General features: G+C 39.3%; 22 protein-coding genes, 1 tRNA gene and 1 pseudogene. 13 read left to right on the plus strand and 11 right to left on the minus strand.

Annotation, left to right across the window (positions count from 1 at the left end):
• Positions 1-40: 40 nt before the first annotated feature.
• Positions 41-568 (minus strand): annotated as a pseudogene (locus H6G73_RS11735) (nitrogenase component 1); the annotation flags it as partial.
• A gap of 105 nt (positions 569-673) precedes the next feature.
• Entirely contained in the window at positions 674-2,836 is a 2,163-nt protein-coding gene (recQ, locus tag H6G73_RS11740; protein ID WP_190604552.1) for a DNA helicase RecQ, read from the minus strand.
• Between the two features lie 557 nt (positions 2,837-3,393).
• Between recQ and H6G73_RS11745 the strand changes: the two genes are divergently transcribed.
• Complete coding sequence (locus H6G73_RS11745; RefSeq protein WP_190604554.1) at positions 3,394-3,957, plus strand: DUF4114 domain-containing protein; 564 nt, start codon at positions 3,394-3,396, stop codon at positions 3,955-3,957.
• A 124-nt stretch (positions 3,958-4,081) separates the two neighbouring features.
• Here H6G73_RS11745 and H6G73_RS11750 read toward each other — a convergent pair whose 3' ends face one another.
• From H6G73_RS11750 to trhO, 3 genes are all read right to left on the minus strand, one after another.
• Complete coding sequence (locus tag H6G73_RS11750; protein WP_190604557.1) at positions 4,082-4,789, minus strand: M15 family metallopeptidase; 708 nt, start codon at positions 4,787-4,789, stop codon at positions 4,082-4,084.
• A gap of 44 nt (positions 4,790-4,833) precedes the next feature.
• Positions 4,834-5,364 carry a retropepsin-like aspartic protease family protein gene (locus H6G73_RS11755; RefSeq protein ID WP_190604559.1) on the minus strand — a complete coding sequence of 177 codons (531 nt, stop codon included), beginning with the start codon at positions 5,362-5,364 and terminating at the stop codon, positions 4,834-4,836.
• A 129-nt stretch (positions 5,365-5,493) separates the two neighbouring features.
• On the minus strand, positions 5,494-6,399 hold the full coding sequence (trhO, locus tag H6G73_RS11760) for an oxygen-dependent tRNA uridine(34) hydroxylase TrhO (RefSeq protein ID WP_190604612.1): 906 nt from the start codon (positions 6,397-6,399) through the stop codon (positions 5,494-5,496).
• 99 nt (positions 6,400-6,498) lie between these two features.
• On the opposite strand from trhO, the gene H6G73_RS11765 reads away from it, so the two are divergent.
• Positions 6,499-6,571 (plus strand) — tRNA-Ala (locus H6G73_RS11765).
• On the opposite strand, the gene H6G73_RS11770 is transcribed toward H6G73_RS11765, so the two are convergent.
• Entirely contained in the window at positions 6,562-7,203 is a 642-nt protein-coding gene (locus H6G73_RS11770; protein WP_190604561.1) for a DUF938 domain-containing protein, read from the minus strand. The two genes, H6G73_RS11765 and H6G73_RS11770, sit on opposite strands and share 10 nt — an antisense overlap.
• A gap of 85 nt (positions 7,204-7,288) precedes the next feature.
• On the opposite strand from H6G73_RS11770, the gene H6G73_RS11775 reads away from it, so the two are divergent.
• On the plus strand, positions 7,289-8,698 hold the full coding sequence (locus tag H6G73_RS11775; protein WP_190604564.1) for a lysophospholipid acyltransferase family protein: 1,410 nt from the start codon (positions 7,289-7,291) through the stop codon (positions 8,696-8,698).
• A 16-nt stretch (positions 8,699-8,714) separates the two neighbouring features.
• Here H6G73_RS11775 and hemW read toward each other — a convergent pair whose 3' ends face one another.
• Positions 8,715-9,896 (minus strand): radical SAM family heme chaperone HemW, encoded by a 1,182-nt coding sequence (gene hemW, locus H6G73_RS11780; protein ID WP_190604566.1) that lies wholly within the window; start codon positions 9,894-9,896, stop codon positions 8,715-8,717.
• Positions 9,897-10,148: 252 nt separating this feature from the next.
• Here hemW and H6G73_RS11785 point away from each other — a divergent pair, with 252 nt between their 5' ends.
• Positions 10,149-11,225 (plus strand): PIN/TRAM domain-containing protein, encoded by a 1,077-nt coding sequence (locus tag H6G73_RS11785; protein WP_190604568.1) that lies wholly within the window; start codon positions 10,149-10,151, stop codon positions 11,223-11,225.
• An 86-nt stretch (positions 11,226-11,311) separates the two neighbouring features.
• Positions 11,312-11,860 (plus strand): DUF3124 domain-containing protein, encoded by a 549-nt coding sequence (locus H6G73_RS11790; RefSeq protein ID WP_190604570.1) that lies wholly within the window; start codon positions 11,312-11,314, stop codon positions 11,858-11,860.
• Here the strand turns inward: H6G73_RS11790 and gloA2 are convergent.
• The 4 genes from gloA2 to H6G73_RS11810 all read right to left on the minus strand — a co-directional run bounded on the left by gloA2 (position 11,857) and on the right by H6G73_RS11810 (position 17,578).
• A complete protein-coding gene (gloA2, locus tag H6G73_RS11795; protein WP_190604572.1) occupies positions 11,857-12,240 on the minus strand; it encodes an SMU1112c/YaeR family gloxylase I-like metalloprotein in 384 nt (127 codons plus the stop codon). The two genes, H6G73_RS11790 and gloA2, sit on opposite strands and share 4 nt — an antisense overlap.
• A 256-nt stretch (positions 12,241-12,496) precedes the next feature.
• Positions 12,497-14,398: a macro domain-containing protein gene (locus tag H6G73_RS11800; protein WP_190604575.1), complete on the minus strand. Its 1,902-nt coding sequence runs from the start codon at positions 14,396-14,398 to the stop codon at positions 12,497-12,499.
• A gap of 622 nt (positions 14,399-15,020) precedes the next feature.
• Positions 15,021-16,325 carry a vWA domain-containing protein gene (locus tag H6G73_RS11805; protein WP_190604577.1) on the minus strand — a complete coding sequence of 435 codons (1,305 nt, stop codon included), beginning with the start codon at positions 16,323-16,325 and terminating at the stop codon, positions 15,021-15,023.
• Positions 16,322-17,578, minus strand: coding sequence for a vWA domain-containing protein (locus tag H6G73_RS11810; RefSeq protein ID WP_190604580.1), 1,257 nt, complete (start codon positions 17,576-17,578; stop codon positions 16,322-16,324). Before H6G73_RS11810 ends, H6G73_RS11805 begins: the two co-directional genes overlap by 4 nt.
• 370 nt (positions 17,579-17,948) lie before the next feature.
• Between H6G73_RS11810 and H6G73_RS11815 the strand changes: the two genes are divergently transcribed.
• The 8 genes from H6G73_RS11815 to H6G73_RS11850 all read left to right on the plus strand — a co-directional run bounded on the left by H6G73_RS11815 (position 17,949) and on the right by H6G73_RS11850 (position 25,509).
• On the plus strand, positions 17,949-18,611 hold the full coding sequence (locus H6G73_RS11815; protein WP_190604582.1) for an ATP-dependent Clp protease proteolytic subunit: 663 nt from the start codon (positions 17,949-17,951) through the stop codon (positions 18,609-18,611).
• 109 nt (positions 18,612-18,720) lie between these two features.
• Positions 18,721-19,314, plus strand: a complete 594-nt coding sequence (locus H6G73_RS11820; RefSeq protein WP_190604584.1) for an ATP-dependent Clp protease proteolytic subunit — start codon at positions 18,721-18,723, stop codon at positions 19,312-19,314.
• A gap of 205 nt (positions 19,315-19,519) precedes the next feature.
• The gene (locus H6G73_RS11825) at positions 19,520-20,128 is read left to right on the plus strand and encodes a J domain-containing protein (RefSeq protein WP_190604586.1); all 609 of its coding nucleotides are present in this window, start codon (positions 19,520-19,522) and stop codon (positions 20,126-20,128) included.
• A gap of 5 nt (positions 20,129-20,133) precedes the next feature.
• Positions 20,134-20,394 (plus strand): MoaD/ThiS family protein, encoded by a 261-nt coding sequence (locus tag H6G73_RS11830; protein WP_190604588.1) that lies wholly within the window; start codon positions 20,134-20,136, stop codon positions 20,392-20,394.
• A 253-nt stretch (positions 20,395-20,647) separates the two neighbouring features.
• Positions 20,648-21,673: a multicopper oxidase domain-containing protein gene (locus H6G73_RS11835; protein ID WP_190604590.1), complete on the plus strand. Its 1,026-nt coding sequence runs from the start codon at positions 20,648-20,650 to the stop codon at positions 21,671-21,673.
• A gap of 523 nt (positions 21,674-22,196) precedes the next feature.
• Positions 22,197-22,706, plus strand: a complete 510-nt coding sequence (locus H6G73_RS11840; protein ID WP_190604592.1) for a ferric reductase-like transmembrane domain-containing protein — start codon at positions 22,197-22,199, stop codon at positions 22,704-22,706.
• Positions 22,707-22,860: 154 nt separating this feature from the next.
• Positions 22,861-24,081, plus strand: coding sequence for a WD40 repeat domain-containing protein (locus H6G73_RS11845; protein WP_190604594.1), 1,221 nt, complete (start codon positions 22,861-22,863; stop codon positions 24,079-24,081).
• Positions 24,082-24,471: 390 nt separating this feature from the next.
• Positions 24,472-25,509, plus strand: coding sequence for a helix-hairpin-helix domain-containing protein (locus H6G73_RS11850; RefSeq protein ID WP_190604596.1), 1,038 nt, complete (start codon positions 24,472-24,474; stop codon positions 25,507-25,509).
• Positions 25,510-25,641 lie beyond the last annotated feature (132 nt).

Here is a 25,641-nt window from a genome sequence, read left to right on the forward strand (position 1 = left end):
TAAATCCTTACCTCGTAATGTTATCAATTCACTCCAAAATCTATGCCCCTACAGCCTCCTTAGCTGCATACAAAACCTCAGCCGAGATATCCTTAATTCCTCGTTCACGGGCAAACTTTTCTGTATTTCGCTTCACTTTACCCCGAACAAAACCAGGAATCTTATTCAATTCCGCTAAACCATCTTTAGTCCAATTCAAATCAGATTCTGCGGAAATTCCTTTGGTAATTACTTCTTTTGTATCGTGTCCACCAAAGATTTCTAACAGGTGGTCTTCCATTCCCAAAGTGAAGGAATTGTAGATTAAATCGGTGATTTGATTGGTACCTTCATAACCCATAAATGGTTTGTAACCTATGGGGAAATTTTGCACGTGAATAGGTGCAGCGATGACACCACAGGGAATGTCCAAACGCTTGCCTACATGGCGTTCCATCTGTGTACCAAATATAGCAGAAGGTTCAACTCGTGCGATCGCATCTCCAATGGCTCCATGGTCATCTGTAATCAGCACTTCATCGCAATATTCGCTCACCTGTTCTCGGAACCATTCAGCATCATATTTGCAAATAAATTTGTCTAAAATAGATGAACAAATACAAACACGAAATATTAGTCGAACGTGGAAATTTTTTAGCCCATCTCCCGACGAGGTTTATACAACAGCATAGTTTTAAACTTTTTTCGCCTTTTCTTTTCGCCATCTGCCTCTGACTAAACGAATTTCATCAAAACTATAACTATCGCCTAAATATTCTTTGATGGGTGTGAGGGAAATATCCCCTAGCACTTCTAAAACTTGCCAAATCTTTTTTTGTTTTTCTAAAGGAATTAATTGATTCAAATCTACAGGTTGATTTTTTTCAATTAAATCTGATAAATGGCGGATAATAGTTGTAGGACGAATGTTGCGTTTTTGGGCAATTTCTGTGACGGTTAAACCCTGTTGATATAAATGTAATGTGGTTAATTCTGTATCGGAAACAGATTCAGGGTAGAGAGAAGAATTGAGTTGCGTTTTTTGAGAATCTTTGTGATGAAGATAAGCTTGGATTTCCGCGATAAATCTTTCACCATATTGGTCTAATTTATGGCTACCTACACCAGAAAGTTGACCAAATTCATCTAAGGTTCTCGGCTGCATTTGGGCCATTAATTTGAGGGTAGAATCAGGAAAGACCATGTAAGGTGCGACATACTGTTCATCAGCTAGTTGCTTACGTAGCGATCGCAATCTGTACATCAATTCCTCTACTTCCGCAGCTTTGCCGGTTCTGTCTTCCCAGGTAATTTTGGGTGTTACAGGCACTGCAATTAGCACTTGATGCTGTTTTCGCATCACTTCCCAACTGAGGGGGTTCAGCTTTAAAATAGAGTAACCATCGCTGCTTTGGTCGAGTAAGCCTTGATGCAAAAGCGATCGCCCCAACATTCTCCACTGATCTACAGTTCTATCTTTGCCTATGCCATAGGTAGATAATTGGTCGTGTTTATTCTGGGTAATTTTCTGATTTTTCACACCCCGCAACACATCAATAATATAGAGCATTCCATATCTTTCTTTGCACCTAGCCACACAAGATAAAAACTTCATGGCTTCAATAGTCCAGTCTTCCACCGGTTTAGGATAGCGACAGTTATCACAATTGCCACAATTCCCTGCAAATCTTTCACCAAAATAACCTAATTGAATGGTGCGACGACACACAGTGCCTTCAGCGTAATCAATTATTTGTCGTAATTGTTGTTTGGCAATTAATTGTTCTTGGGAATCAGGTTTTTGATTAATACTCCATTCAATGGTTTTTACATCACTGTAACTATAAAAAAGTGTACATCTTGACGGTTCTGCATCTCGTCCAGCCCTACCTGATTCTTGATAGTAACTTTCGATGTTGCGTGGTAAATCATAATGGACTACAAACCGCACATCTGGTTTATTAATTCCCATGCCAAAAGCAATTGTAGCTACCATTACTCGCACATCATCCCGAATAAATCGCGTTTGATTTTTTGCCCTTTCTTCATCACTTAAACCAGCATGATAAGACAGGGCAGAAACTTTATCATTTTGCAGTTTAAAAGTTAATTCATCTACCTTTTTTCGAGTTAAACAATAAATAATTCCCGAACCTTCATTTTCTCGGACTATTTCTAATAATTCTGCATAGGTGCGTTTACTTTTGGCCCGGACTTCATAATATAAATTTTGACGATTAAAACTAGCAATGTGAATACTTGGCTGCTTTAATCCTAATTGTTGAATAATATCAGCCCGGACTCTATCTGTAGCTGTGGCAGTTAAAGCAATTGTTGGCACATGGGGATATCGTTTGCGGAGAAGAATTAATTGTCGATATTCGGGACGAAAATCATGGCCCCATTCGGAAACGCAGTGTGCTTCATCAATGACGAAATTAGCAATACCGACTTTTTCCGCAACTACATCAACAAGAGGCAGAAATCTTTCACTCACAAGACGTTCTGGGGCTACATAAAGTAGTTTAACCTTACCTTTCATCAGGGCATCTTCCCGCGATCGCACCTGATACTGATTTAAGCTACTATTGAGGAAGGTCGCTGCAATGTTGTTATTTCGCAACGCTTCCACCTGGTCTTGCATCAACGCTATCAACGGTGACACCACCACCGTTAACCCTGGCTTTAATAGGGCAGGTAATTGAAAGCACAAAGATTTACCGCCACCTGTTGGCATTACCACCATTAAATCCCGATTTTGTAGCGCATCTTCGATAATTTGTTGTTGTCCAGGACGAAAGTTGTCGTAACCGAAGTGATATTTTAACGCTTTTTCCAAATGGGGATACTGGAGCATGGTGAATAGCTATGCAGGTTATGCCTGTGTAGTGATGAAGATACCAGGATTTTAACAATTTCATCTCTATTCTTCCGAGGGGGCAACATCACTTGAAACCAGGAAGTACGGTATTTTGTCCCTCATTGATGATTAGGTTGCTAGTTAATCAACCTGATTCAATCCATTGTTAACCTGCAAACCCACAGCAGATTGACGTAATTCCTAGCAAACTAAAAACCTCACATTCATATTTTTACTACTCTGTCAGTAATTTCTGTGCCTGGGATTTTGAGGTTATGTATCAAGAGTAATATGAAATTTTCTCTACCTAAAGAGAAGCTTTACATTATCTTTATAAAGTTTTTGCGGATAATTGTAACCACTTTACTGACCAAGATAAGCCCAGAATCGTCTGATTATAAGCATTGAAGCACCACGAATAACACATGTATAACTATTCTGATTGTAATTTTTATATGAATTTTCTCTGTATTGGCTTGTCGTCAACTTTAACAACAGGGTATATTACTTAAGTATGTAAGACAAACAAATATCAGCACTTTCACTTAAGATATATGACACCATCAGCTCTTTTGCAAAAATTATCACTGGCTACTGCTGGCGCAGCAGTTATGGCGTTAGGAACCGCAGCAACTGCTGAAGCAGGAGTATTAGGTGGAAAACTCTTCGCTTCAGGTGGAGATGTTACAGTAACAATACTGCCTAGCACTGCTGGTTTCACCAACATCCTTGAGTTAGTTTCTCCCACTGGTATAGTAATTGGAAACAACAAGGACGATGTTGGTAAAACTTTTAACTTAGGACCCTTCGCTGATGGACAAGAATTAATCTTTGGTATAAATGTCACAAATACTGGAGATTTCTTCAAAAATGGACCCGGTAGCCGTAATGCAGATGGTTTGGCGCATAACCTCAACACCGATGAAGGAAACGGATCAATCCTGGTAGGATTTGAGGATCTTTTTGGCGGTGGTGACCAGGACTACGATGACGTTGTATACAGATTCACTGGACTCAAAGCTGTTGTTCCTGAACCAACTTCTGCTTTGGGTGTTGTAGGTTTTGCTGCTTTAGTAGCTATCTCTCAGCGCAAAAAACTGCAAAAAGCTTTCAAATAATTTTTTCTTGCTAGTCTGCATTCAACCAAATTCTTTGATTCTTCACTTAATTAGCGAAAGCCTAAAAGATAAATGTTGATGATATTGAAGGTGTGTTAACAATTGTGTAACACACCATTTTTATTTATATAACTCTGCCATAGCGTGCAGATGTAGAACCATCAGCATTAAACTGATTACACAACCAGGCCCACATTTGATCACCAAAAGAAAAGTGCCACCATTCCTTGGGATTCCGTTGAAACCCAGCTTTTAACATCACATCTTTTAATAATTCGCGGTGAGAATGATAGTTTTGGGACTGGGGATGGTGATGATGGGCATAATAATCTGGATGCGATCGCTCTGACATTTCATCAATTGGTGAACCCATATCGACAACTTGCCCAGTATCATCTACCAGTGTAATATCTACTGCTGCTCCTGTGCTATGGGGAGGAGGTGTATTTAAGTCTAAACTGGGGACTGCCCAAATTTCATAGACAGCTTGCCAAACTTCTTCTTGTTGCTGGGGTGATAATTCTGCTGCCTTCAGTCCCCGTTGTCGTAATGCTTCCCCAAAACTGTAATCAACCATAAACTGCTGCACTGCCACTGGACGATAACCATCAAAGATTTGGATGTGCCAATGGGGACGCAGGATATGTAGATAATTTTGAGCCTTGATTAAATTCGCGACCACCGTTTCCCGCAGATAGTAGGGTGAATATTCCCCATAGGTTGCCCCTAATTTTTCATAGGGATGGGGAGATTCGACGGCAAATAATTCTAGGGGAATCTTAACTAACGGTTCACCACATTCAATGATAGGGATTTGATGATAGGGCCGCATTCAGATGTTTAATAATAACTTAGCTGGAGTATGGCGATCACATTTTAACGCTGCCGCAGTTCAATATAGTTGTCTAGAATTTGTACATCATAATTCTCAAAGAAACCATGGCCTAGCAGACCTATGTTTGCCCTGGGAGCAATGGTAACTCTGGGATTATTCACCACCGCACTACCTACAGCCACAGATGCAATCATGCCTGTTGAGAATTCTACTATACTACCATCGGCAATAGTGGCTTTCATTGTTCCCTCTGGTTTCACCTTTAAAGCCGTTGCCATGGTCTGAGTAATTAAAATGCCACTAGCACCAGTATCAAACACCATCTCATACACTTGATTGCCATTAAATCTGACATCAATGATGGGAGTTTTCGCTTGACGACGTTTAATCGGTACACGAATTACTGTGTCCGTTGGAGTTGTCACCTTACACAGTTGACCCAAGCTGACAGTTTTGCCTGATGATGTCACCATAAAACACAGGCCAGGATCGTTAGCTGTGGCCACCGATGGCACAGAAACTAGCAACCACCCAAATACAACTGCAATCCATCTACTCTCTAGAGTTCTCATCCTTAGCTGCTCTCCGAGATGGGTATAATTTATGTTTAAATACTTTAGTTTTTCTGAGACTTACTATTTTCCCTTAAGTACAAATTATACCAAATCTGGAGAAGTTGTCCGTTACCTATACCTGAATTGTCAAAGAGAATGGCGCTGTATTTTTAATTGATACTGTCGCCATTTTTCCTGCTGACGCAATCTTTTTTCCTCAGTCAAACCATCAAAACAATGGGGACAAGAAATCCCTTCTGCGTATTTTGGTGAAGTTTTATCAGCGTCCGCAATAGGATGTCCACAACAGAAGCACAACTCATAATCTCCCGCTGCCAAACCGTGACCGACCCCGACTCGTTCATCAAAAACGAAACATTCCCCTTGCCATAAACTTTCCTCTGGGGGTACTTCTTCTAAATATTTGAGAATACCGCCTTTGAGGTGATAGACTTCCTCAAATCCTTGGGCCAGCATATAGGATGTAGCTTTTTCGCAACGAATACCCCCGGTGCAGAACAACGCCACCTTTTTATGGGTACTGGGGTCGAGATTTTGACTCACGTATTCTGGAAATTCCCGAAATGACTGGGTTTGAGGATTTTGCGCTCGTTGAAAAGTACCCATCATCACTTCATAATCATTGCGGGTATCCACCACCGTCACTTGTGGATCAGAAATTAGCTGATTCCATTCTTGGGGTGTGACATAAGTTCCCACTAACTGATTAGGGTCAACAGTCGGTATACCCAAGGTAACGATTTCTTTCTTTAACCGCACCTTCATCCGTTCAAAAGGTGGTGTATTTGTGTAGGACTCCTTATGTTCTAAATTTGCTAACCGGGGGTCAGCACGGAGAAATGCTAAAACAGTGTCAATAGATTGACGAGAACCAGCGATCGTACCGTTAATTCCCTCTTTTGCTAAGAGAATTGTCCCTTTAATTCCTTGCTCCTGGCAAAAAGATAAAAGGGGTGCTTGCATCTCGTTATAATCAGGCAAGGATACAAATTTATACAGGGCTGCTACAACTAAAATATTTTCTTGGCTCATCATCTTGGCAAAAAAAGAATATTAGGTTAAGATACTGTCAATACTTAAAATTTACTTTTTTCTTGCAAAAAAGAATATTAGTAATTTTAAATTATTCATGGGGGTTTAGCTCAGTTGGTAGAGCGCCTGCTTTGCAAGCAGGATGTCAGCGGTTCGAGTCCGCTAACCTCCATTACACCTTTTAAATACCACCGAAAGGTTATTAGCTGGCATAGGATGAACGCTTTGCAAAACTAAGCTCTGGGCTGTGGCTGCGGCAATCACATCTTCTAAATGGCGCACACCCCAAGCGGAATTTTGCGCTTTCAAAAACTGATCAAACGCCGCATTACTCGGTGCAGTATGTTCTCCATGTTGTTTGTAGGGCCCATACAAATAGAGGATACCCCCTGGTGATAAAATTCGCTTTGCACCTGCCATTAGTCCCAGACAAGCAGACCAAGGGGAAATATGAATCATATTAATGTTGACTATGGCAGTAATTGGGGATTTGGGTAAGGGTTCTTTCTCTACTACCCACTCTGAACTAGTGGCATCAATATCAATGGGGGGATAAAGATTGTCGCTAGGTAACAGTTCTGCCCACGCTACAATGCTCGCACGTAATTGGGGGTCAGCTTCAGAAGGTAGCCATTGACGAGGTGCAAGACGAGGTGCAAAAAACACAGCATGTTCACCAGTGCCACTAGCTATTTCCAAAATCGTACCCGTTGCAGGCAGTACCTCCAACAACAGTTCTAGAATAGGTTCCCGGTTACGTTGAGTAGCCGGTGCAAACTGTCTCAAGTTTTGTGATGTATTCATCTCCTCAACCCTGAATGATCATAATTAAGCTATCAATATAAATTTACCTTGGGGATCACTTTCACCATCTTATTAGGAGACTAAATTGCCTAAATCAATCCATTCTACCCAACCACCGCTCAAATTTATTCCTGAACGATATAATCCCTTGGTCTTGCAGCTATTTTCCTGGGTTCTTCCTTTTATTTTGCGGGTGAGAACTAGACCTTGGCTTCCTGCGGGTATTGTGCGGATAGAAGCCAAAAACGCGGAGATATTAGCCAAACTATATCAAGAATTTCAAGCCGGGAAAATTCGCTTTTTATTGGCGTTTCGTCACCCAGAAGTAGAAGATCCTCTTTCTATGCTATATCTGCTATCCCGTATTGTCCCCCAAGTCGCGCGTCAGCAAGGAATTAAACTGCAATACCCAGTTCACAGCCATTTTATGTATGAACGGGGAATGACATTATGGGCAGGAAATTGGTTAGGATGGTTATTTTCCCGTGCTGGTGGTGTTCCTGTGCGTCGTGGTAGAAGGGCTGATAGACAGGCGATTCAAAGAGCGCGAGAATTATTTTTAAATGGGAAAATGCCCATTGCTGTTGCCCCAGAAGGGGGAACTAATGGACATAGTGGTATTGTTAGTCCTTTAGAACCGGGGGTCGCACAGTTAGGATTTTGGTGTGTGGAAGATGTGCAAAAAGCCAACCGAGAGGAAACGGTGTTGATTGTGCCAATTGGGATTAAATATAGTTATATTAACCCTCCTTGGACAAAAATAGATTGGTTATTAACTAAGTTAGAAAGGGATAGTGGTTTACCAGGTGCTGAAATCAGTCAAGGTGGTAAGAAAGAAGATATTTTATATCAACGCTTGTTGCGTTTGGCTGAACATTTAATCACCGAAATGGAAGAATTTTATCGTCGCTTCTATCATCGAGATTTACCAGAAATTACAACAGATAATGATACTGAAAAAAATGAAATTTTAATCGCCAAACTACATCGACTCATGGACACAGCTTTACAAATTGCTGAAGAATATTTTCATGTCCAAGCCCAGGGTAATTTTATTGATAGATGTCGGCGGTTAGAAGAAGCTGGTTGGAATTATATTTATCGCGAAGATATTGAAGATATTGGTAGTTTATCTCCCTTAAAACGTGGTCTGGCTGACTGGATTGCAGAGGAAGCTGATTTAAGAATGCAACATATGCGAATAGCTGAAAGTTTTGTAGCTGTTACAGCTAATTATATTCAGGAAAAACCAAAGGCGGAAAGATTTGCAGAAACTGCTTTATTAATGTTTGATATGTTGTCCCGCATTAAGGATTCTACGTTACCGGGAAGACCCCGTTTAGGTTGGAAACAGGCAACGATTACGATTGGAGAACCGATTTCTGTTAGTGAAAGATGGGAGAATTGTCAGGGAAATCGACAAGCTTTAAGAACAGGAGTGAGTGATTTAACCAGGGATTTATTTGTAGCTATAGAAGAGTTAATAAAAGATTGATGTTTCCAGGAAATCATTACGCCAGTTTTTCAAATAAATCTGCTAACACAACATTAGAAAACAAAAATCCTTGGGGGTCAGTTAAATGGAGTCTATCTTGATAGATTTCTACCCAACTCTGTTGAAAATAAGGCTGTAAATGTTGTTGAATTTCCCCTACTATGTGCTGACCAAATTGGGTGGCTAAAGTGGGTAAATGAATTCCTTCAGCTAGACGCAATCCTAACATTAATGTTTCTAACAAAACTTCCTCTGGAGGAGTGATTTCACAGTCAATTACAGCACCAGCTTCTAACCATTGATAATAGGTTTTTGTGGTGCGGGGACGGGTGAAGCGTTTACCTTGCACATAACTAGCTGCACCCATACCAAAACCATAGTAGGGAAGATTTTGCCAATAAACTCGATTATGCTGGCATTGATGGCCTGGTTGAGCATAATTGGAAATTTCATAATGCTGATAACCGGAATTGGTCAAAACTTGCTGACCCAATTGGTACATTTGCACAGTGGTTTCATCTGTAGGGAGGGGAGTATCACCTGGATGGTAATAACGACCAAAGGGTGTTCCTGGTTCAATAGTTAGGTCGTAGATAGAAATGTGAGTTGGTGCAATATCCACCACTTTTTGCAGAGATTCTTGCCATTGCTCTAAAGACTGATGTGGCAAACCGGATATCAAGTCTATACTAAATTCGGGAATCTCGACTTGGTTTATTAACTCTACAGATGAGAAGATATCTGCAACTGAGTGCGATCGCCCAGCAATCTTTAACAATTCCTCCTGAAAAGCTTGGACTCCTAAACTCACCCGGTTGACCCCCGCGTGACGATAACCAGCAATATGGGCTAAATCAAATGTGCCTGGGTCTACTTCCATAGAAATTTCTACCCCAGACCCAATTCCAAACCGCTTGTCTATCGCTGCTAATATCCTCTCCAACTGTTCTGCTGATAACAGCGAGGGAGTACCCCCACCAAAGAAAATAGTCTTTAGAGGTTGATGAAAAACAGGTGCAATGGCGATTTCCTGACATAGTGCCTCAACATATTGGGAAATAGTAACAGATGTTTCCCCTCGCAAGCGATCGCCCACCACTGATACCGGGAAGTCACAATAAAAACACCGCCGCCGACAAAAGGGAATATGTATGTAAGCAGAACTAGGAACTCCAGAAATAACCGCTGGTTGACTCATTCTCAGCAAAAATTAAATTGATTTTCTTAACAATTAAAACCATTGAAAATGCAGAAATTATTGACAAATGTTGATCATTTACAAACCAAAATAAGACTAATATGAAGCAAAAAACCTTTAGTTATAATATTTGCATATCTTAGCGGCTTCCGAGCTTAGTCTAACTCTATATTTCTTAATCAAACTAACCTAAGAAATAAAAAATACCTTAATCTATAGGGTATCTACATGTTGTAGGAAAACAACTCAACCATGCTGGATGTCATTATCATTTTCTCATTCATTCTAGCCGCAGCAGGCATAGGGTACTACAGCACCGACTTAGTACCTACGGCAACACTCGCGAGGGTAACAAATCTGGAAGCCCTCCGTTTAGTTGTTGCTGTATTTGCGGCCATTATCGGTGGTGCTATTGGCTTAAGTTTCCAGACTACATATCGTCGTCTTGAGTCCCAAGTCCGAGAAATGCCCCTGGAAGCCATTTTAACTCGCGCCATTGGCTTAGTAATTGGTCTATTACTGGCCAACCTCATGTTAGCCCCGCTATTTTTACTTCCCATTCCCCCAGATTTCAGCTTCATCAAACCTCTAGTGGCAGTGGTCGGTAGTATTATTCTCTCCGTCACTGGTATGAACTTGGCCGATGCTCACGGTCGTGGTTTATTAAGATTAATTAACCCCAACACCGTTGAAACTTTGGTGGTGGAAGGAACTCTCAAACCTGCCAATACTAAGGTATTAGATACCAGTTGCATTATCGATGGTCGCATCGAAGCCTTACTAGAAACAGGTTTTCTAGAAGGGCCAATAATTGTGCCCCAATTTGTTCTCCAGGAACTGCAACAAGTAGCTGATGCCAGCAAAGACCAAAAGCGGGTGCGTGGTAGACGTGGGTTAGAAATTCTAAACCGAATTAAAGAAGCTTATCCAGAAAGAATTCTGATCAATGCTTCTGACTATGATGATATTGCCACAGTAGACGCTAAATTAGTGAGATTTGCTCAAGAAATCAATGCCACACTCTTAACTAATGATTACAACTTATCGAAAGTTGCTAGTGTGCAAAAAGTCCCTGTTTTAAATGTTCATGACTTAGTAAATGCTGTCCGTCCTACCTATTTACCTGGAGATAATCTAGACCTCAAAATTCTCAAGGAAGGTAAAGAACCTAGTCAAGGCATCGGTTATTTAGATGATGGGACAATGGTTGTTGTAGAAGAAGGTAGTGGTTATGTGGGTGGAGAATTGCGGGTAGTTGTCACCAGTGCCCTGCAAACCTCCGCAGGAAGAATGATTTTTGCCAAACCCCAAGCTTCAGCATTGACGTGAGGGTCATGGCTTGTGTCAATCGATTCATTCAAACAATCGGTGTAGTTTTGCTGCACCGATTTTGTATTTATTCATAGTAGGAAAAAATGAGATTAGCTCTCAATATTTGTTTAGGAATAATTCTTATTTTTCTGACAGCTTGCCAAATACCGAATACTCCTAATCAATTATCAACCACTGCTCAAACCTTGTCACCATCTCCAGCAGTGGTAATTAATAAATTAAATGACAATATTAAAATCAAAATCGGCCAAACTGTATACGTACCTATTTATGCCCATATTTATTACGAAAATCAGCAAAAAGTGTTTAATTTAACTTCTACTCTGAGTATTCGTAATACAGACTTTATCAATTCAATTATTATTACTGCTGTCAATTACTATGATTCCGCAGGTAAATTGATGCAAGAATATCTAGCCCAACCTATGCAACTTGGCCCCATGGCTTCAACAGAGTTCGTAGTCAATAGAAATGATATTGGAGGAGGTGCGGGAGCTAACTTTATAGTTGAATGGGCAGCAGAGAAAGAAGTATCTGACCCTGTAATTGAAGCGGTGATGATTGGTACTCAATCAACCCAAGGCATTTCTTTTATTAGTACAGGCAGGGTAATTAAAAACCACAACAGCTAAATTTCGTAAATTTCTAAGGGCAAATTATCTGGGTCTTTAAAGAAAGTAAATTTCTTCCCTGTAATCTCATCAACTCTGATCGCTTCTACATCGATATTGTGAGACTGTAAATATTTAACAGAGGCTTCTATGTCTTCAACTGCAAACGCTAAATGCCTTAATCCACAGGCTTCAGGGCTACTCATCCTGGGTGGTGGTTCAGGAAAAGAGAAAAGTTCAATTTGGGTATTGCCAACTTTTAAATCTAATTTATAAGAATTTCTAGCTACGCGAAAGGTTTCTTGAATTACTTCAAAACCTAAAATATCTACATAATATTTTTTCGATACTTCATAATTAGAGCAAATAATTGCTACGTGATGCACACCAGATATTTTCATAGTTTTAACTTATAGATAGCTATTTCTATCCAGTTGAGGTACAAGTAGTAATAATTAAACGCAGATGCACACAGATGGACGTAGATAATTTTCTACTTCATTAGACTAGAAAATGCTATACCATTTTAATGATTTTGGATGGCTAGCAAAATATTCATCCAAAATATTTTTATACTGAAGAAATATCTTTTGTCTACCTGCGATATGTTTTATTTTTTTCTCAGTAATACTTCTGTATCTTGTTACGACTCCTTTATTAATTAGCTAGTAGAGGTGTAGAAGACGTGACTGGCATAAGTTTTAATGGTTCTCCCAACTGTGAGCCAATGATTTCTTCCAACGTTTGTCTATAAATTTCATAACTTTCCTCATCATGACATACAAATTTTACTTTTATGCTTAAATACTTATTTAAACAGTCAAGAGTCTCAGTCACAGCAATTTTTGCAGCCTGTTCGAGAGGAAATTTACCTTGTCCTGTACCTAATGATGGAAAAGCAATCGTACTTATCGATTTTTTGTGTGCCAGAATTAGGCTATTTTGATAGCACTTTGCTAATTTTTCTTGACTATTAGATTCACTATAAAATGGACTAACTGTATGTAATATCCACTTAGATGGAAGATTATACGCCTGTGTTATTTTTACTTCTCCAACATCACAATTATTTAGATTTTGGCACTCTTTTTGTAGTGCATGTCCGGCAGCATTGTGAATAGCTATATCAATTTTTTTATTGTTAAAAGGCAAAGATAACCAACCTATTCTATGTCCTGGCATTAAGTTTTTATTGCTAGAATTAACAATTGCATCAACTGATTCTTGGGTAATATCTCCCTGGATTATAGAAATTCTTTCCCTAATATTAATGCCTGATTTCAGCAAAATTAATTGTCTAATTTCGGTAACTTCTTCAGCCGAAATCTTCATAAATTCTGCCATACGATTATGCAATTCAACTTCTTTTGTACTGATTACACCATCAGATGTTGCTAATTCCCAAGCAGTACATAATAATAAGCGATACTTGAGTCTTGCTTTATCAGGATTTTCTTCCTTAAGAATTCCAGAATATAGAATTTCTTCAAAACTTTTCTGTTCAATCATAGCAGCACGGACACGCTTTACATCTCGTTCATTAATTGCAGAGTTAAGAAGCAATTTTTCCAGAGTATCTTGTTCATGAATAGAAAAATCTCCATCAATCCAAGCCATAGGTAATCCAGCAATCAGAATATCTGCCATAAATGTACTTATTTTTCGTTTTTCACCTTCATTTCTTATTTGCATTACTCCATGAAATACTCCTCCCCCGATAATAGCTGTTAAACCAATTGGAGCCGCAACAGTTAATAAGGAGTAAGCAGATCCACTGATAGCTATTCCACTGGATAAGCCAAAGGCTGCTTTTAGCGAAGTTAATAAACCAGCTTGAGTAAATATAGTTGTTGCTGTACCGTGAGCACTTATTCCAGCAAGAGTACCTGCTGTAATTCCTTCCGTTATGGAACCACCTATTTTTGCTAGCGGGGGTAGACCTTCTGCAATAATTCGGTGTCTAATTTCTTCCATAGAGAGAGAACCATCATCTTTAGGAGGTCTTAAATACGAAATAAACGAATTAGTTAATGTTATAATTGTGTCGTCATAATTAGTATCTGCATCTATTTTCTCCTTGGCTGAATCCAGAAGATTCTGTGTTTGTTTAATGACGTTTTCCCAAGGTTTACCTAAAACATTACTAAGTGCATCAATTTCTGAATTAATAAACTGCAAATCTTCAGGATATTGACTCAATAAATAGTCGCGATTCAGCTTCAATATTATATCTAAAGATGCTAAAATAATAACAATAGCAAGCATTGCTGCAACAGGAGTCGTCATCGCTCCAATGATTGGCACACCTGTTAATGGAACATAGGAATATGCCATAAAACTTAGAATGCTACTAATAATCAGTAAGAGACAGGTAAGGTATTTTCTAGCTTCGGAATTAGTTCCAGAATCATTATATATAGTCCATAATAATTGTAGATAACGAGGAATATTAATAATTCGGGGTAAAGTAAATTTCAATAATTGTGCAGATAAAGGAAGAATTACTGATGTAAAAAACTGTGATAATCCAGGCAGAAACATTAAAATTTCACGTATCATTTTTCTGTTCTCCAATTACAAAAAATTATTGTTTTACTTTTTTCAAATTCAGAAATGTGCAGTTAATTAAGGCTAATTAGAGAATATGAGTTACTAATTATTTATGAAATTTCGTAACGAATTAGATTAGTAAGTTCATTTTTTTCAATTCCTAGAAATTTTTAATAGCATTTGATTCACTAATTTATGTAGTAAATAACATACTAATTGCTATATTAATCACATTTAACTGTAGTTGCAAATTATTTATAACTATTTATATGTAATTTTGTTTTGAAAAGACTAAGCGTATATAGTAATAATTAGTACATTATTAATGCAGAATGATACACATATTAAACAAGCAAGTTTATATCCTTAAGTGATAACTCTGAAAATGATGTTTGATTAGAAGATGTTTATAAGATAACAAGCATAACTGGAATTCTTGATACAGCAAGATTAGAACATGATGCAAGCTATTAATAGTCTAATGTTTTCACTGTAGATAAACAGGGTAAATACTGCTAAAGAAATGCCGATTTTTTCAGTGAGATCACGTATATTTAATTTTTTACGATTTATTAAAAATTCACAATTATATTTTTAATGTTGTGGATGGGCAAATGCCCACCCTTGCAGACTATTCCCGTAACACAGTTTTCGATACAATTCTCGTTTTCTTGCGTTCGGCAGAGGTGAGTTCTTGGCCGGCTTGGAGACGAGTGGCAGAAGTTTGCAGGACTGTGGCTGCACTGGTGTCGCCAATTTGTAAGGCGGTTTTGGCGGCAGTTTGCAACATAGTTGCTGCACCAGCGCGATCGCCCTGTTGTAGTTTAGCCTCTGCTAGTTGGGTTTGGCGATACTTAGCTAATACCAAAATAGCCTGTTGCACCTGAGGATTAATTGTTGGGTGGTAAGTCTTGGTGACATGGGCATAAATTGGTATTAAGGGAGAAAGCAAACCCTGTTTATCTTCAGCTGGGTCATCGTAGCGGACTTGAATATGACCAATGACATGTTTACCTTCAGGTAATTGTCCTAAGTAAATATTCGCTAAAACAACTCTTTCTTCCTCACGCATCAAGTCTCCCAACCGAATCACAAAACTACCACTGCTTTCTACATCGAATGGTAATTCAATGGTGTCTGGTGCTACTTGAGCAATGGGTTTCAAGTCTGCAAGACGAACACCGGGAACTAAAGACAGCAATAAATGAGCATTAGTTAACCCTACAGACTGAATCCGTCGAAACAAGCGACCAAATTGATTGACAGCTTGTTCAGGATGCTCAATATAAGCCAGACTACCACCACCGGCATCAGCGATATCCTCCAGTAAATCGTGGTTCCAGTCATGACCAAAACCAAGGGTGTTGATAGTTAAGTTGACCTTAGTGGCTTTTTTCGCCAATTCCAAACACCGTTTATCATCGCTGGGGCCAATTTGCCATTTCCAAATCCGTAAACCCTCATCTCCATGCCCATCGGTGAGAAGAAAAGCTTGGGAAACAGCACCTTTTGTCCCTTTCATCAATTCTGTAATCCCCAAGGACAAGCCCTCAGCAATTACCGTCCCTCCAGCCGCCTTCAGCTTATCCTTGAGTTGGGCTTTGATGCTTTCGATGTCTTGGACAATTTGATTAGGGATAATGACCTCAGCAGTGCCAGCAAAAGCAACGATAGAGATGCGATCGCCTACATTCGGTGTCACACCATCCCCTGGCTTGAGTTGATCTAGTAATTGTTCAACCGCTTGAATCACAATATTCATTGGTTCCCCATACATGGAACCGCTAGTATCGAGAATCAAGCACAAATTCAAGGGTAAATTTTGGTCGAACTCACCAGGGATAGCGGAAATAGAAATTGCTAATTGACGTTGGCTACTCGATTGGGCCGCATCAATATTCGGATCATTTAGCGCCGAGAGTATTTGCACTTTCATTTGCGGGGAGCATCTTGCAACACGGTTTTTGAGACAATCTTGGTCTTCTTGCGATCGCTTTCTGATAACTCTTCCCCTGCTTGCAAGCGGGTAGCAGAAGTTTGTAGCACTGTTGCCGCACTTGCATCTCCCATTTGCAGAGCGGTTTTTGCCGCCGTTTGTAACATTGTCGCCGCCCCAGCGCGATCGCCCTGTTGTAACTTCATTTCTGCTAACTGGGTTTGGCGATATTTAGCCAAAGCTAAGATATATCTTTGCACTTGGGGGTTAGGAGCAGGTTGGTAGTCCCCGGTGGAATTAACGTGAATTGGTAGATTTTGAGAATATAACCCGACTTGGTTGATGGCTGGATCATCATAGCGAACTTGAACATTCGCGATCGCCTGTTTTCCTTCTGGCAACTGTCCCAAATAAATATTAGCCAAAACCACACGCTCCACGTCTTTCATCAAATCTCCCAAGCGCACCGCCAACCGACCATCGGGTTCTACTTGTACCCCTAATTCGATAGTATCGGGAGACACTTGCGCCACTGGTTTTAATTCTGCTAATCGTACATTAGGTAACAGAGAAATTAACAGATAAGCATTGGTCAAACCCACAGTTTGCATCCGCGTAAATAGACGGCTAAACTCAGCCACAGCTTGGTCTGGCTGTTGAATGTAAGATAAACTGCCTAAAGCCGCATCAGCGATTTTTTCTAAAATATCGTGGTTCCAATTATCACCAAAACCCAAAGTATTCAAAGTCAAATTATAACTAGCCGCCAATTGAGCAAACTTCAAACAGCGATCGTTATCCCCATGCTCATTTTCACCATCTGTTAACAAAAAAATCTGAGAAATCGCATCTTTCTTACCCTTAGCTAACTCCTCAATCCCCAAGCGCAGACCTTCATCTATAGCAGTTCCTCCATCTGCACTCAGTCCCTTAATTTGTTGTTTAATATATTCTCTATCTTCTATAAATTGATTGGGGATTAAGACCTTAGCCCGGTGGTCAAACACCACAATGCTTAATCTGTCTTCAGACCGCAACCTATCAACCAACAGACATGCAGCTTGCTTCACCGTTTCCAAAGGCCGCCCACCCATAGAACCGCTATGGTCTAGAGCTAAACATAAATTCATTGGTGCATTGCGATCTAAAGTTTCACCTGCCGCCGAAATCGAAATCGCCAACTGACGTTGAGTAGTAGCTTGATGCAAATCTACATTGACATCACTCAGGGTAGGCTGCAAACTTACCTTCATAATCTATATTTCCTAATGTGGCACTTCTATACTATTTATTTATTAAATAACTTCAAAAGCAGGCTTTTGAACTACGGAAAGAAGATAACAGCCTCAAACAAGGCAGTTAAGACATTAACTATAACTAAAACTGAAACACTCAAAGGCTTTTTACCCTGTCACCTGTCACCTGTACCCTGTCCCCTGTCACCTGTACCCTGTCCCCTGTCTCCGTCCACCAATGACTAATCGCCAAACATCGCCTAATATTCAAAATATCCTAGTTACCCAAATTTTTGAGGGATGAGAGAGGAATCCACACCCTCAATATAGCTGGCATCGCGCTAGGATGTATTACAGTTAACGGCACAATTTCAGGCTATCAGTTGCTATGGACATTTCCCCCATCAAGGCTGTGCAAGCCCCCTACTACGGCGATAACTTCTACCGGACACCGCCGCCAGATTTACCTTCCCTGCTTTTGAAGGAGCGAATTGTCTATCTGGGGATGCCACTGGTGCCTGCGGTTACAGAACTAATTATTGCTGAGTTGCTGTTTTTGCAGTCCGACGACCCAGACAAACCTATTAAAATTTACATCAACTCTACTGGCACTTCTGGTTACAGTGGCGAACCTATCGGTTTTGAAACTGAAGCTTTCGCTATCTATGACACCATGAAATACATCAAGCCGCCCATCCACACCATTTGTATTGGTTCAGCAATGGGTATGGCAGCAATGCTCCTCAGTGCTGGTACTAAAGGTTGTCGTGCTAGTTTGCCGCATTCTTCAATTATTCTGCACCAGCCCAAGAGCTACGCCCAAGGCCAAGCTACAGATATTCAAATTCGCGCCAGGGAAGTTTTAGCTAACAAAGCTTCTATGGTTGATATTCTGTCTCGTACTACTGGACAGTTACCAGAAAAAATTACTAAGGACATGGATCGCCTGTTCTACATGACTCCCCACCAAGCGAAGGAGTACGGTTTAATTGACCGAGTTTTTGAGAAAGAAGAACTCGCTAATCCGCCTCTTCCCGCTAGTGTGCTTTAAAGGAAACAAGGTCAGCTGAGGAAGAAAATTCTGACTCTATCACCTCTTCTTCTCTGTTACCTGTTACCTATCCCCTGTCACCTGACTCATTACAAACGGAGTAGTTAAAATGCCTATAGGTGTTCCTAAAGTTCCTTACCGGATGCCCGGAGGGCAATTTACAGACTGGATTAGCATTTACGATCGCCTCTACCGTGAGAGAATCATTTTCTTGGGCAGAGATGTAGATGATGAAATCGCTAACCAAATTATTGCCGTCATGCTCTATCTGGATTCAGAAGATCCAGGTAAGGATATTTATCTATATATCAATTCTCCCGGTGGGATGGTCACATCCGGTTTGGCGATTTATGACACCATGCAACACATCAAGTCTGATGTGGTAACAATTTGCGTTGGTTTGGCTGCATCCATGGGTTCTTTCCTGTTGGCTGCTGGTACTAAAGGCAAACGTCTCGCCTTACCCCATTCTCGAATCATGATTCACCAACCTTCTGGTGGCACTCGTGGACAAGCTTCTGATATCGAAATTGAAGCTAGAGAAATTCTCCGCATTCGTAACCAATTAAACCAAATTTATGCTGATAATACTGGTCAATCTTTAGCCAAAATTGAAAAAGATATGGATAGAGACTTTTTCATGTCTGCTCAAGAAGCTAAAGAATATGGTTTGATTGACCGTGTAATTGAAGAACGCCAGTAATCTGGTATCAATAACGGGAAGCAAGGCACGAAAGATCACAAAATTGTGAATCTTCACCATTTGCTTTCCTTTATTCATATTGACAAACGGTCAATTGTGAACATTAAAGTATAAAATTCTTTCTTATGATTGGCAGTTCCAACATTTAGTATTCAGCGCTAATTGTTGATATATACAATCAATATTGATTAACTGATGGCTCAAGATGGAACTTGGAGATTGCTATCGTTTATTGGGCTTGAGATCAGGAGCTTCATTTTCTGACATTAAAGCCTCTTATCGGCGATTGGTGCAACAGTATCATCCCGATATTAACCCAGATGATTTAAAAGCTAAAGAAAAGTTTATTGCTCTGACGGAAGCTTATAAATTTCTACAGACGGTTGTTCCCCCAGATGACTCACCTGTCCCAGCAAACTCATCTTCTGTTCAACCAGGGAGTGATGGTGAGGCAAAGGCCTCTAAAGTAGGCAGGAAAACAACTGTCACACCCCATCCACCCAAATTAGAAGATATAGAGCAGCAGCTAAAATGGAAAACCTACGAGCAGTTGCAGCGATTTTTGCAAGCTAAACGTTTTCCTCAAGCGATCGCTCTGGCGGAAGCGTTAGCAGCCAGATTACCAAAAGATGCAGAAGTTCGTCAATGGCAGGCGATTGCTTATCAAATTTGGGGACGGGCACTCATTACCGAAAAGCAATTGCCAAAAGCTAGAATTTATTTACACAAAGCCTTAAAAACAGACCCCTATAACAAGGCTTTATGGAGTGAAGTACAGCAAGATTTCCAACGCTTGAAGCAAATTGTTCGCTGAGTTTTATGTCGTCATATACCATTACCGTTACGGTGAAGTTATTCGCCGCTTATCAAGAAGCCTGTGGAGTGAGCGAACTAGTTTTAGATTTCCCCCCTGGTACAACTGTAGCCGCAGTATGCGATCGCTTAATTAACCAACATCCAGAACTAGACCAATGGCGTAACCTCACCCGCTTTGGCATTAATTTTCAATTTGTTCAACCAGACACACCCATGGAAAATGGTGATGAAGTTGTGTTAATTCCCCCAGTCAGCGGTGGCTAAATGTATCTGAATATGCTGCCCAACACTGTGCTCTATAATGAGAAATATTAGCAGTATTTAATTAACAATATTTTCCCTACCCCCCAAACAATAAAACCTGAAAAATTGTAGCCATCAATACATTCAAAGCTCAACCATTATTGTCATTAAATGATTGACAATCATTGTTCAGTCCTATATTATACCCACAGCTAATTGCAAATCTTTAGCAATTTTTCTACAGCAGTTCCTTTTAAAAGTCTTCACCCAGATCATGTCTAACCGCTTTACCCTGAGTAAAGAGCAACTTTGGAACCGTCGTCAACTGCTGAAACTGGGATTAACAAGTGCGGGTATCGCTGGCGCAGCAGCCATATGGCAAACACTTAACGTCAAAAATCAGTCAAAAGTCAAAGTGCCACCCATGGGAATGATGGCAAATCATGTACACCATGATGCCGCCAACCCCATGCAAGTTTTACGAGAGTTTGAATACGGCACAATTAAACAAGAAAATGGCCGGACTATTCGCGAATTTCAACTAACTGCCGGTACTTCCACAATTCAGTTAAACAGTGCCGTCACCTACAATATTTGGGATTTAAATGGACGCATTCCCGGCCCCACATTACGAGTCAAACAAGGGGAACGAGTCCGAATAGTTTTCCTTAACCAAGCTGGACATTCCCATTCACTACATTTCCACGGTGTTCATCCTTCCGGAATGGATGGAGTTCGTCCAGTGGGAAACGGAAAAGCCACAATTTACGAATTTGATGCCGAACCCTATGGTGTTCATCTCTACCACTGTCACGTTGAACCAGTCACCCGTCACATCGCCAAGGGGTTATATGGCATGTTTATTATTGACCCACCTACACCCCGTCCCCCAGCCGATGAAATCGTATTGATTATGTCTGGCTATGACGTGAATGATGATAACCACAATGAATATTATGCTTTCAATGGGTTACCACATCATTACATGCACAACCCCATCCGTATTTATCAAAATCAATTAATTCGATTATATGTGTTAAATATCATTGAATTTGACCCCGCAGTCACTTTTCACCTCCACGCCAATTTTTTCGATGTCTATCGTTCAGGTATGACCATGACACCCAGCGAAAAAACTGATGTCATCACCATGGGTGTAGCGGAAAGGCATATTTTGGAATTTAGCTTCCGCTATCCAGGTAAATATATGTTTCATCCCCATCAGGATGCTGTAGCTGAAAACGGATGTATGGGTCAATTTGAAGTTGTGCCAGAAAATGATGCCAAAACTTCTATCTAGCGCACTTAGATGCCAATTATTGCGGATTATTTTTTAATCAGCATTAATCAACTTTAGCCACCCCTTACTGAATACTTGAGGTGAAGAATACCATAATTACAGTATTTTCAGATGGCATTGTCTTGTAGCAGGTAAAAGGTGATTAAAGGAAATGCCAACTCATTTAAGTAAAGGCAACTAACCCTTTGATTTAGTCAGGTTAGTAAACTCATGTGTTAGAAAGTAGATATGGCTTAAATCTTGGTAAAACAATGACCTTTTCCCTTCTGTTATCTGCCCTTTTTTTCTCATTTTAGTATCATTATTAAACAAGATTCAGTCAATATAATTGTACTGAAAAAAAGTTTATAAAAAAATGCTTAAAAATGATTTAGGATAGCTGTAGATAAAAAATAAAGAAATCATGAAGCGTTGCCTTTGATGATTGTTATCATCGATCAAATGCCTGATTTTGTATGCTTTATCCATTCAACCAATAACGAGAAAAGACTTATTCACTTCAATTAAATAACAACTAAATACTATGTTGACACTTGCTAGCTTACCCCTATCTAACATTTTTGGATTTTTATCCGTTATCTGTTACGCTTTAACTCTGTTGCCCACATCTGTCAAAATTGTTTTTCCACAATTTAAAAAAGCTAAATTTATCAGTCAATTATTAAAACATCGTCGCCAATTAGGAGTTTTAGCTTTTTTATTGGCTTGTTATCATGCTTTTTTATTAATTCTCAAAAGAAATATAGATTTATTAGACCTCCAAACCTACGGGCTAATTCTAGATGGTATTGCCACATTATTTATCTTCATGTTGTTGGCTTTAACATCCAATGATTGGTGTACTAAAAAAATGAAAAAAAACTGGCGACTTTTACATCAATTAACTTATACAGCCATGTTTTTACTCTTTTGGCATATCTCAGAAAAAATGTCTGGCCAATGGAATTTATTAACTATCATCGCCTTAACAATTAATAGTTTAGTCATAATTTTATTTATGAGAAGAAGATGGATAGAAAATGCCAGTATTTAATTTAAATTTAATTTTTTTTTGTTTTCATTCAGCCCAACAATAACTAACTTAATCACGATATGACACAAAAATTATGTCCAAATTTTGCAATCAAAAATAATCAGGCGACCGTCCAAAATTTCTTAAAATTAGAATTATTTATTTTTTTTCTGTGATGAGCTTGAATTTTATAGAGTATGCGATTCAAGCGAATTACCATAACCATACCCAAATAATTAATCAATTCATTCATCAGAAATATCAAACTTGGAAAACAGCAGGAATCCGTATTTATTCTTTAGCTATTAGTCCCAATGGTAAATATTTAGTTAATGGTAATCATGATAAAAATATCAATATTTGGAACATTAATACAGGTCAAATCTTTCATACATTACATGGACATAGCAATTCAATTAGTTCTGTCGCCATTAGTGGCAATAATAAATTTATTGCTAGTGGTAGTTGTGATAAAACAGTAAAACTTTGGAATTTACAAACTGGAGAATTGATTAAAACTTTATCAGGACATACTGATGATGTCAAAGCTGTTACCTTTAGCCCTGATAGTAAAATTTTAGCGAGCAGTAGTTGGGATAAAACAGTAAAACTTTGGAATTTACAAACAGGTACTGTTATTCACAATTTCCACAAATCAGAGGAAAATAGAGCCGTTGCTATTAGCCCAGATGGCAAAATTCTCGCTAGTGGTGGTGAAAAGGGTACAATCATGATGTGGTCTATTCCTAGTGGTGCCCTCAGAACTCCTCTAGCAGCCCATGAATCACCTATTTTATCTATAGCTTTTAGCCCCAATGGTAAATATTTAGCTAGTGCTAGTGCTGACCGTACAATTAGAGTATGGAATGTGGAAACAGGGCAATTATTTCAGGTTTTGAATGGACATAATCAAGCTATTAGTACTATAGCTTTTAGTCCTGATAGCAAAATCATGGCTAGTGGTAGTTATGATCAGACTATTAAGTTGTGGCATGTCAAGAATGGGCAATTAATCGACACTTTAACAGGTCATAATAAGGCTGTTTTATCTTTAGCATTTACTCCCAATAGTCAAACTTTAATTAGTGGAGATGGAAATGCCGTAATTAAACTATGGAATTTAGGGATTGTCTTCAAAAATTTCGATCACTATAATTTTCGTCAAGGGATAAATCAGGCCACAAAGGCTGCTCAATTAACTCAAACTGCAAAATCTTTTAGAGAATGGAAGACAGTAGCTAATAATTGGCAAAAATCTATTCACTGGTTGGAAAATATTTCTTCTGTAAGTAGTCATTATAATGTGGCTATAAACAAGATTAATGAATACCAATTGAATTTAAAATACGCTCAAAAAAATGCTCACACTGGCCGCACTCAAAGCCCTAATTTTTGAGTTTTTGATGGCAATGCCAGAGGTTTGGCAGTTTAAAGTAATTGATCAACTGAAACATAAAGGTAGTGACATAGTAGTGAACATATAGCCACTCTTGTTCTCTACACCCCCATCTCAATAAATAATTAATCTTCTCATTAGTTAACTGAAACTGTGAGTATACACTTCAACATCATCAGAGACTTTAGTAGCATATAAGCGAGAGAAAAAACCAGCAAAACATAGGCTTTCAGGTTATAACATGGACATTTTAATTAAAAAAACATAAAAATTATACATAAAATCACTACAACTATTTGATAAATACTTTCATTTATGATAAATCAAGATAAGATTTACTAGTAAATTCTTGCAAGTTCCCTATAAGTATCTCATCCTTCAGGATTAACAATGTTTAAGCCTCGCTATCTCTTTTTGGCTATTGCTAGTTGTGCCCTAGTTTCCCTGAGTTCTTGTACAGGAGGTACACCAACCAAAGAAGACCTGTCCGCATTGACAACTAACTCAACTCCTCAGGTGACTGAAACTAGCTCTCACAGCAGTCATAACCATCAAGCTAAAATCAATATTAATAATGGGATTTTATCGGAGTTGGATAAGTTAGAGGCAAAACTTGGTGTACCAGCATTGTCAAATAAAATACAAGCTAGTCGTCCTTATGCCTCTACTCAAGATTTAGTAGCCAAAAAAGTGATTAGTCAAGGGCAATTTGACGAAATCAAAGATATGGTGACGGTGGAGGATGTGGTACTGACAGGTGAAGCCAAAGATGTTGACTACATGACCAAATTAGGGCTGATGAAGGGACATCTGTTTGTGGCTAAGGAATTGCTAGACCAAAATCAACCAAAACAAGCTGAACCACACATTGGCCATCCAGTGGAGGAAATTTATGTTGATGTAGAAGAGCAATTAAACGAGCGTAAAGTCAAAGAATTTAAGACTGAATTGATTACTTTGCAAGATTTGGTCAAATCTAGCCCAAAAAGTGCCCAAATTAAGACCAATTTTACCAATTCTCTGCAAGCGGTAGATGGTGCGATCGCTGCTTTACCCAAAGAAGAGCTAGCTAAACCAGCTTTTGTCCTTCAAGTTGTCAACGGCTTACTTGATGCCGCTAACTCTGAATATGGTGCAGCTGTAGCTAAGGGCAAAATCACAGCACCCATTGAGTATCAAGACTCTCGTGGCTTCGTCTTCTATGCTAACGACTTATATAAGACTATTTCTAGTCAAGTCACTAAAGATAGTCCAGAAGCACACAAAGCAATTGATACTGCTCTAGCTGAATTAATTAAAGTCTGGCCTGCTGCTATTCCTCCTGCTCAAGCGGTGAAAACTCCTGAGGATGTGACCAAATTAATCAAAACTATCGAGGAAAACTCGCAAAAAGCTAGGGAAAAAACTAGCACCAAAGCACAGGTTTAAAATTCCCATACCATTGGACTCCCAAGGTAAGAAGTTTAAAATAGTTGAAAAGAGAGAAAATAGTCAAAAGTTAAGAGTGGAAACTAACCAGGTTGCCAAAACAGCTACATGTATAACTCTTCACTGAATACC

The sequence above is a fragment of the Richelia sinica FACHB-800 genome (assembly GCF_014698825.1).
In the GTDB taxonomy this organism is placed as follows: domain Bacteria; phylum Cyanobacteriota; class Cyanobacteriia; order Cyanobacteriales; family Nostocaceae; genus FACHB-800.

Coding starts and splice junctions, on each gene's coding strand:
- recQ (WP_190604552.1), bottom strand. CDS start 2,836: ATGCTCCAGTATCCCCATTTGGAAAAAGCGTTAAAATATCACTTCGGT.
- H6G73_RS11820 (WP_190604584.1), top strand. CDS start 18,721: ATGCCTATAGGTGTTCCTAAAGTTCCTTACCGGATGCCCGGAGGGCAA.
- H6G73_RS11745 (WP_190604554.1), top strand. CDS start 3,394: ATGACACCATCAGCTCTTTTGCAAAAATTATCACTGGCTACTGCTGGC.
- H6G73_RS11800 (WP_190604575.1), bottom strand. CDS start 14,398: ATGATACGTGAAATTTTAATGTTTCTGCCTGGATTATCACAGTTTTTT.
- trhO (WP_190604612.1), bottom strand. CDS start 6,399: ATGAGCCAAGAAAATATTTTAGTTGTAGCAGCCCTGTATAAATTTGTA.
- H6G73_RS11835 (WP_190604590.1), top strand. CDS start 20,648: ATGTCTAACCGCTTTACCCTGAGTAAAGAGCAACTTTGGAACCGTCGT.
- H6G73_RS11830 (WP_190604588.1), top strand. CDS start 20,134: ATGTCGTCATATACCATTACCGTTACGGTGAAGTTATTCGCCGCTTAT.
- H6G73_RS11770 (WP_190604561.1), bottom strand. CDS start 7,203: ATGAATACATCACAAAACTTGAGACAGTTTGCACCGGCTACTCAACGT.
- gloA2 (WP_190604572.1), bottom strand. CDS start 12,240: ATGAAAATATCTGGTGTGCATCACGTAGCAATTATTTGCTCTAATTAT.
- H6G73_RS11805 (WP_190604577.1), bottom strand. CDS start 16,325: ATGAAAGTGCAAATACTCTCGGCGCTAAATGATCCGAATATTGATGCG.
- H6G73_RS11825 (WP_190604586.1), top strand. CDS start 19,520: ATGGAACTTGGAGATTGCTATCGTTTATTGGGCTTGAGATCAGGAGCT.
- H6G73_RS11790 (WP_190604570.1), top strand. CDS start 11,312: ATGAGATTAGCTCTCAATATTTGTTTAGGAATAATTCTTATTTTTCTG.
- H6G73_RS11815 (WP_190604582.1), top strand. CDS start 17,949: ATGGACATTTCCCCCATCAAGGCTGTGCAAGCCCCCTACTACGGCGAT.
- H6G73_RS11850 (WP_190604596.1), top strand. CDS start 24,472: ATGTTTAAGCCTCGCTATCTCTTTTTGGCTATTGCTAGTTGTGCCCTA.
- H6G73_RS11785 (WP_190604568.1), top strand. CDS start 10,149: ATGCTGGATGTCATTATCATTTTCTCATTCATTCTAGCCGCAGCAGGC.
- H6G73_RS11755 (WP_190604559.1), bottom strand. CDS start 5,364: ATGAGAACTCTAGAGAGTAGATGGATTGCAGTTGTATTTGGGTGGTTG.
- H6G73_RS11845 (WP_190604594.1), top strand. CDS start 22,861: ATGAGCTTGAATTTTATAGAGTATGCGATTCAAGCGAATTACCATAAC.
- H6G73_RS11750 (WP_190604557.1), bottom strand. CDS start 4,789: ATGCGGCCCTATCATCAAATCCCTATCATTGAATGTGGTGAACCGTTA.
- H6G73_RS11840 (WP_190604592.1), top strand. CDS start 22,197: ATGTTGACACTTGCTAGCTTACCCCTATCTAACATTTTTGGATTTTTA.
- hemW (WP_190604566.1), bottom strand. CDS start 9,896: ATGAGTCAACCAGCGGTTATTTCTGGAGTTCCTAGTTCTGCTTACATA.
- H6G73_RS11810 (WP_190604580.1), bottom strand. CDS start 17,578: ATGAAGGTAAGTTTGCAGCCTACCCTGAGTGATGTCAATGTAGATTTG.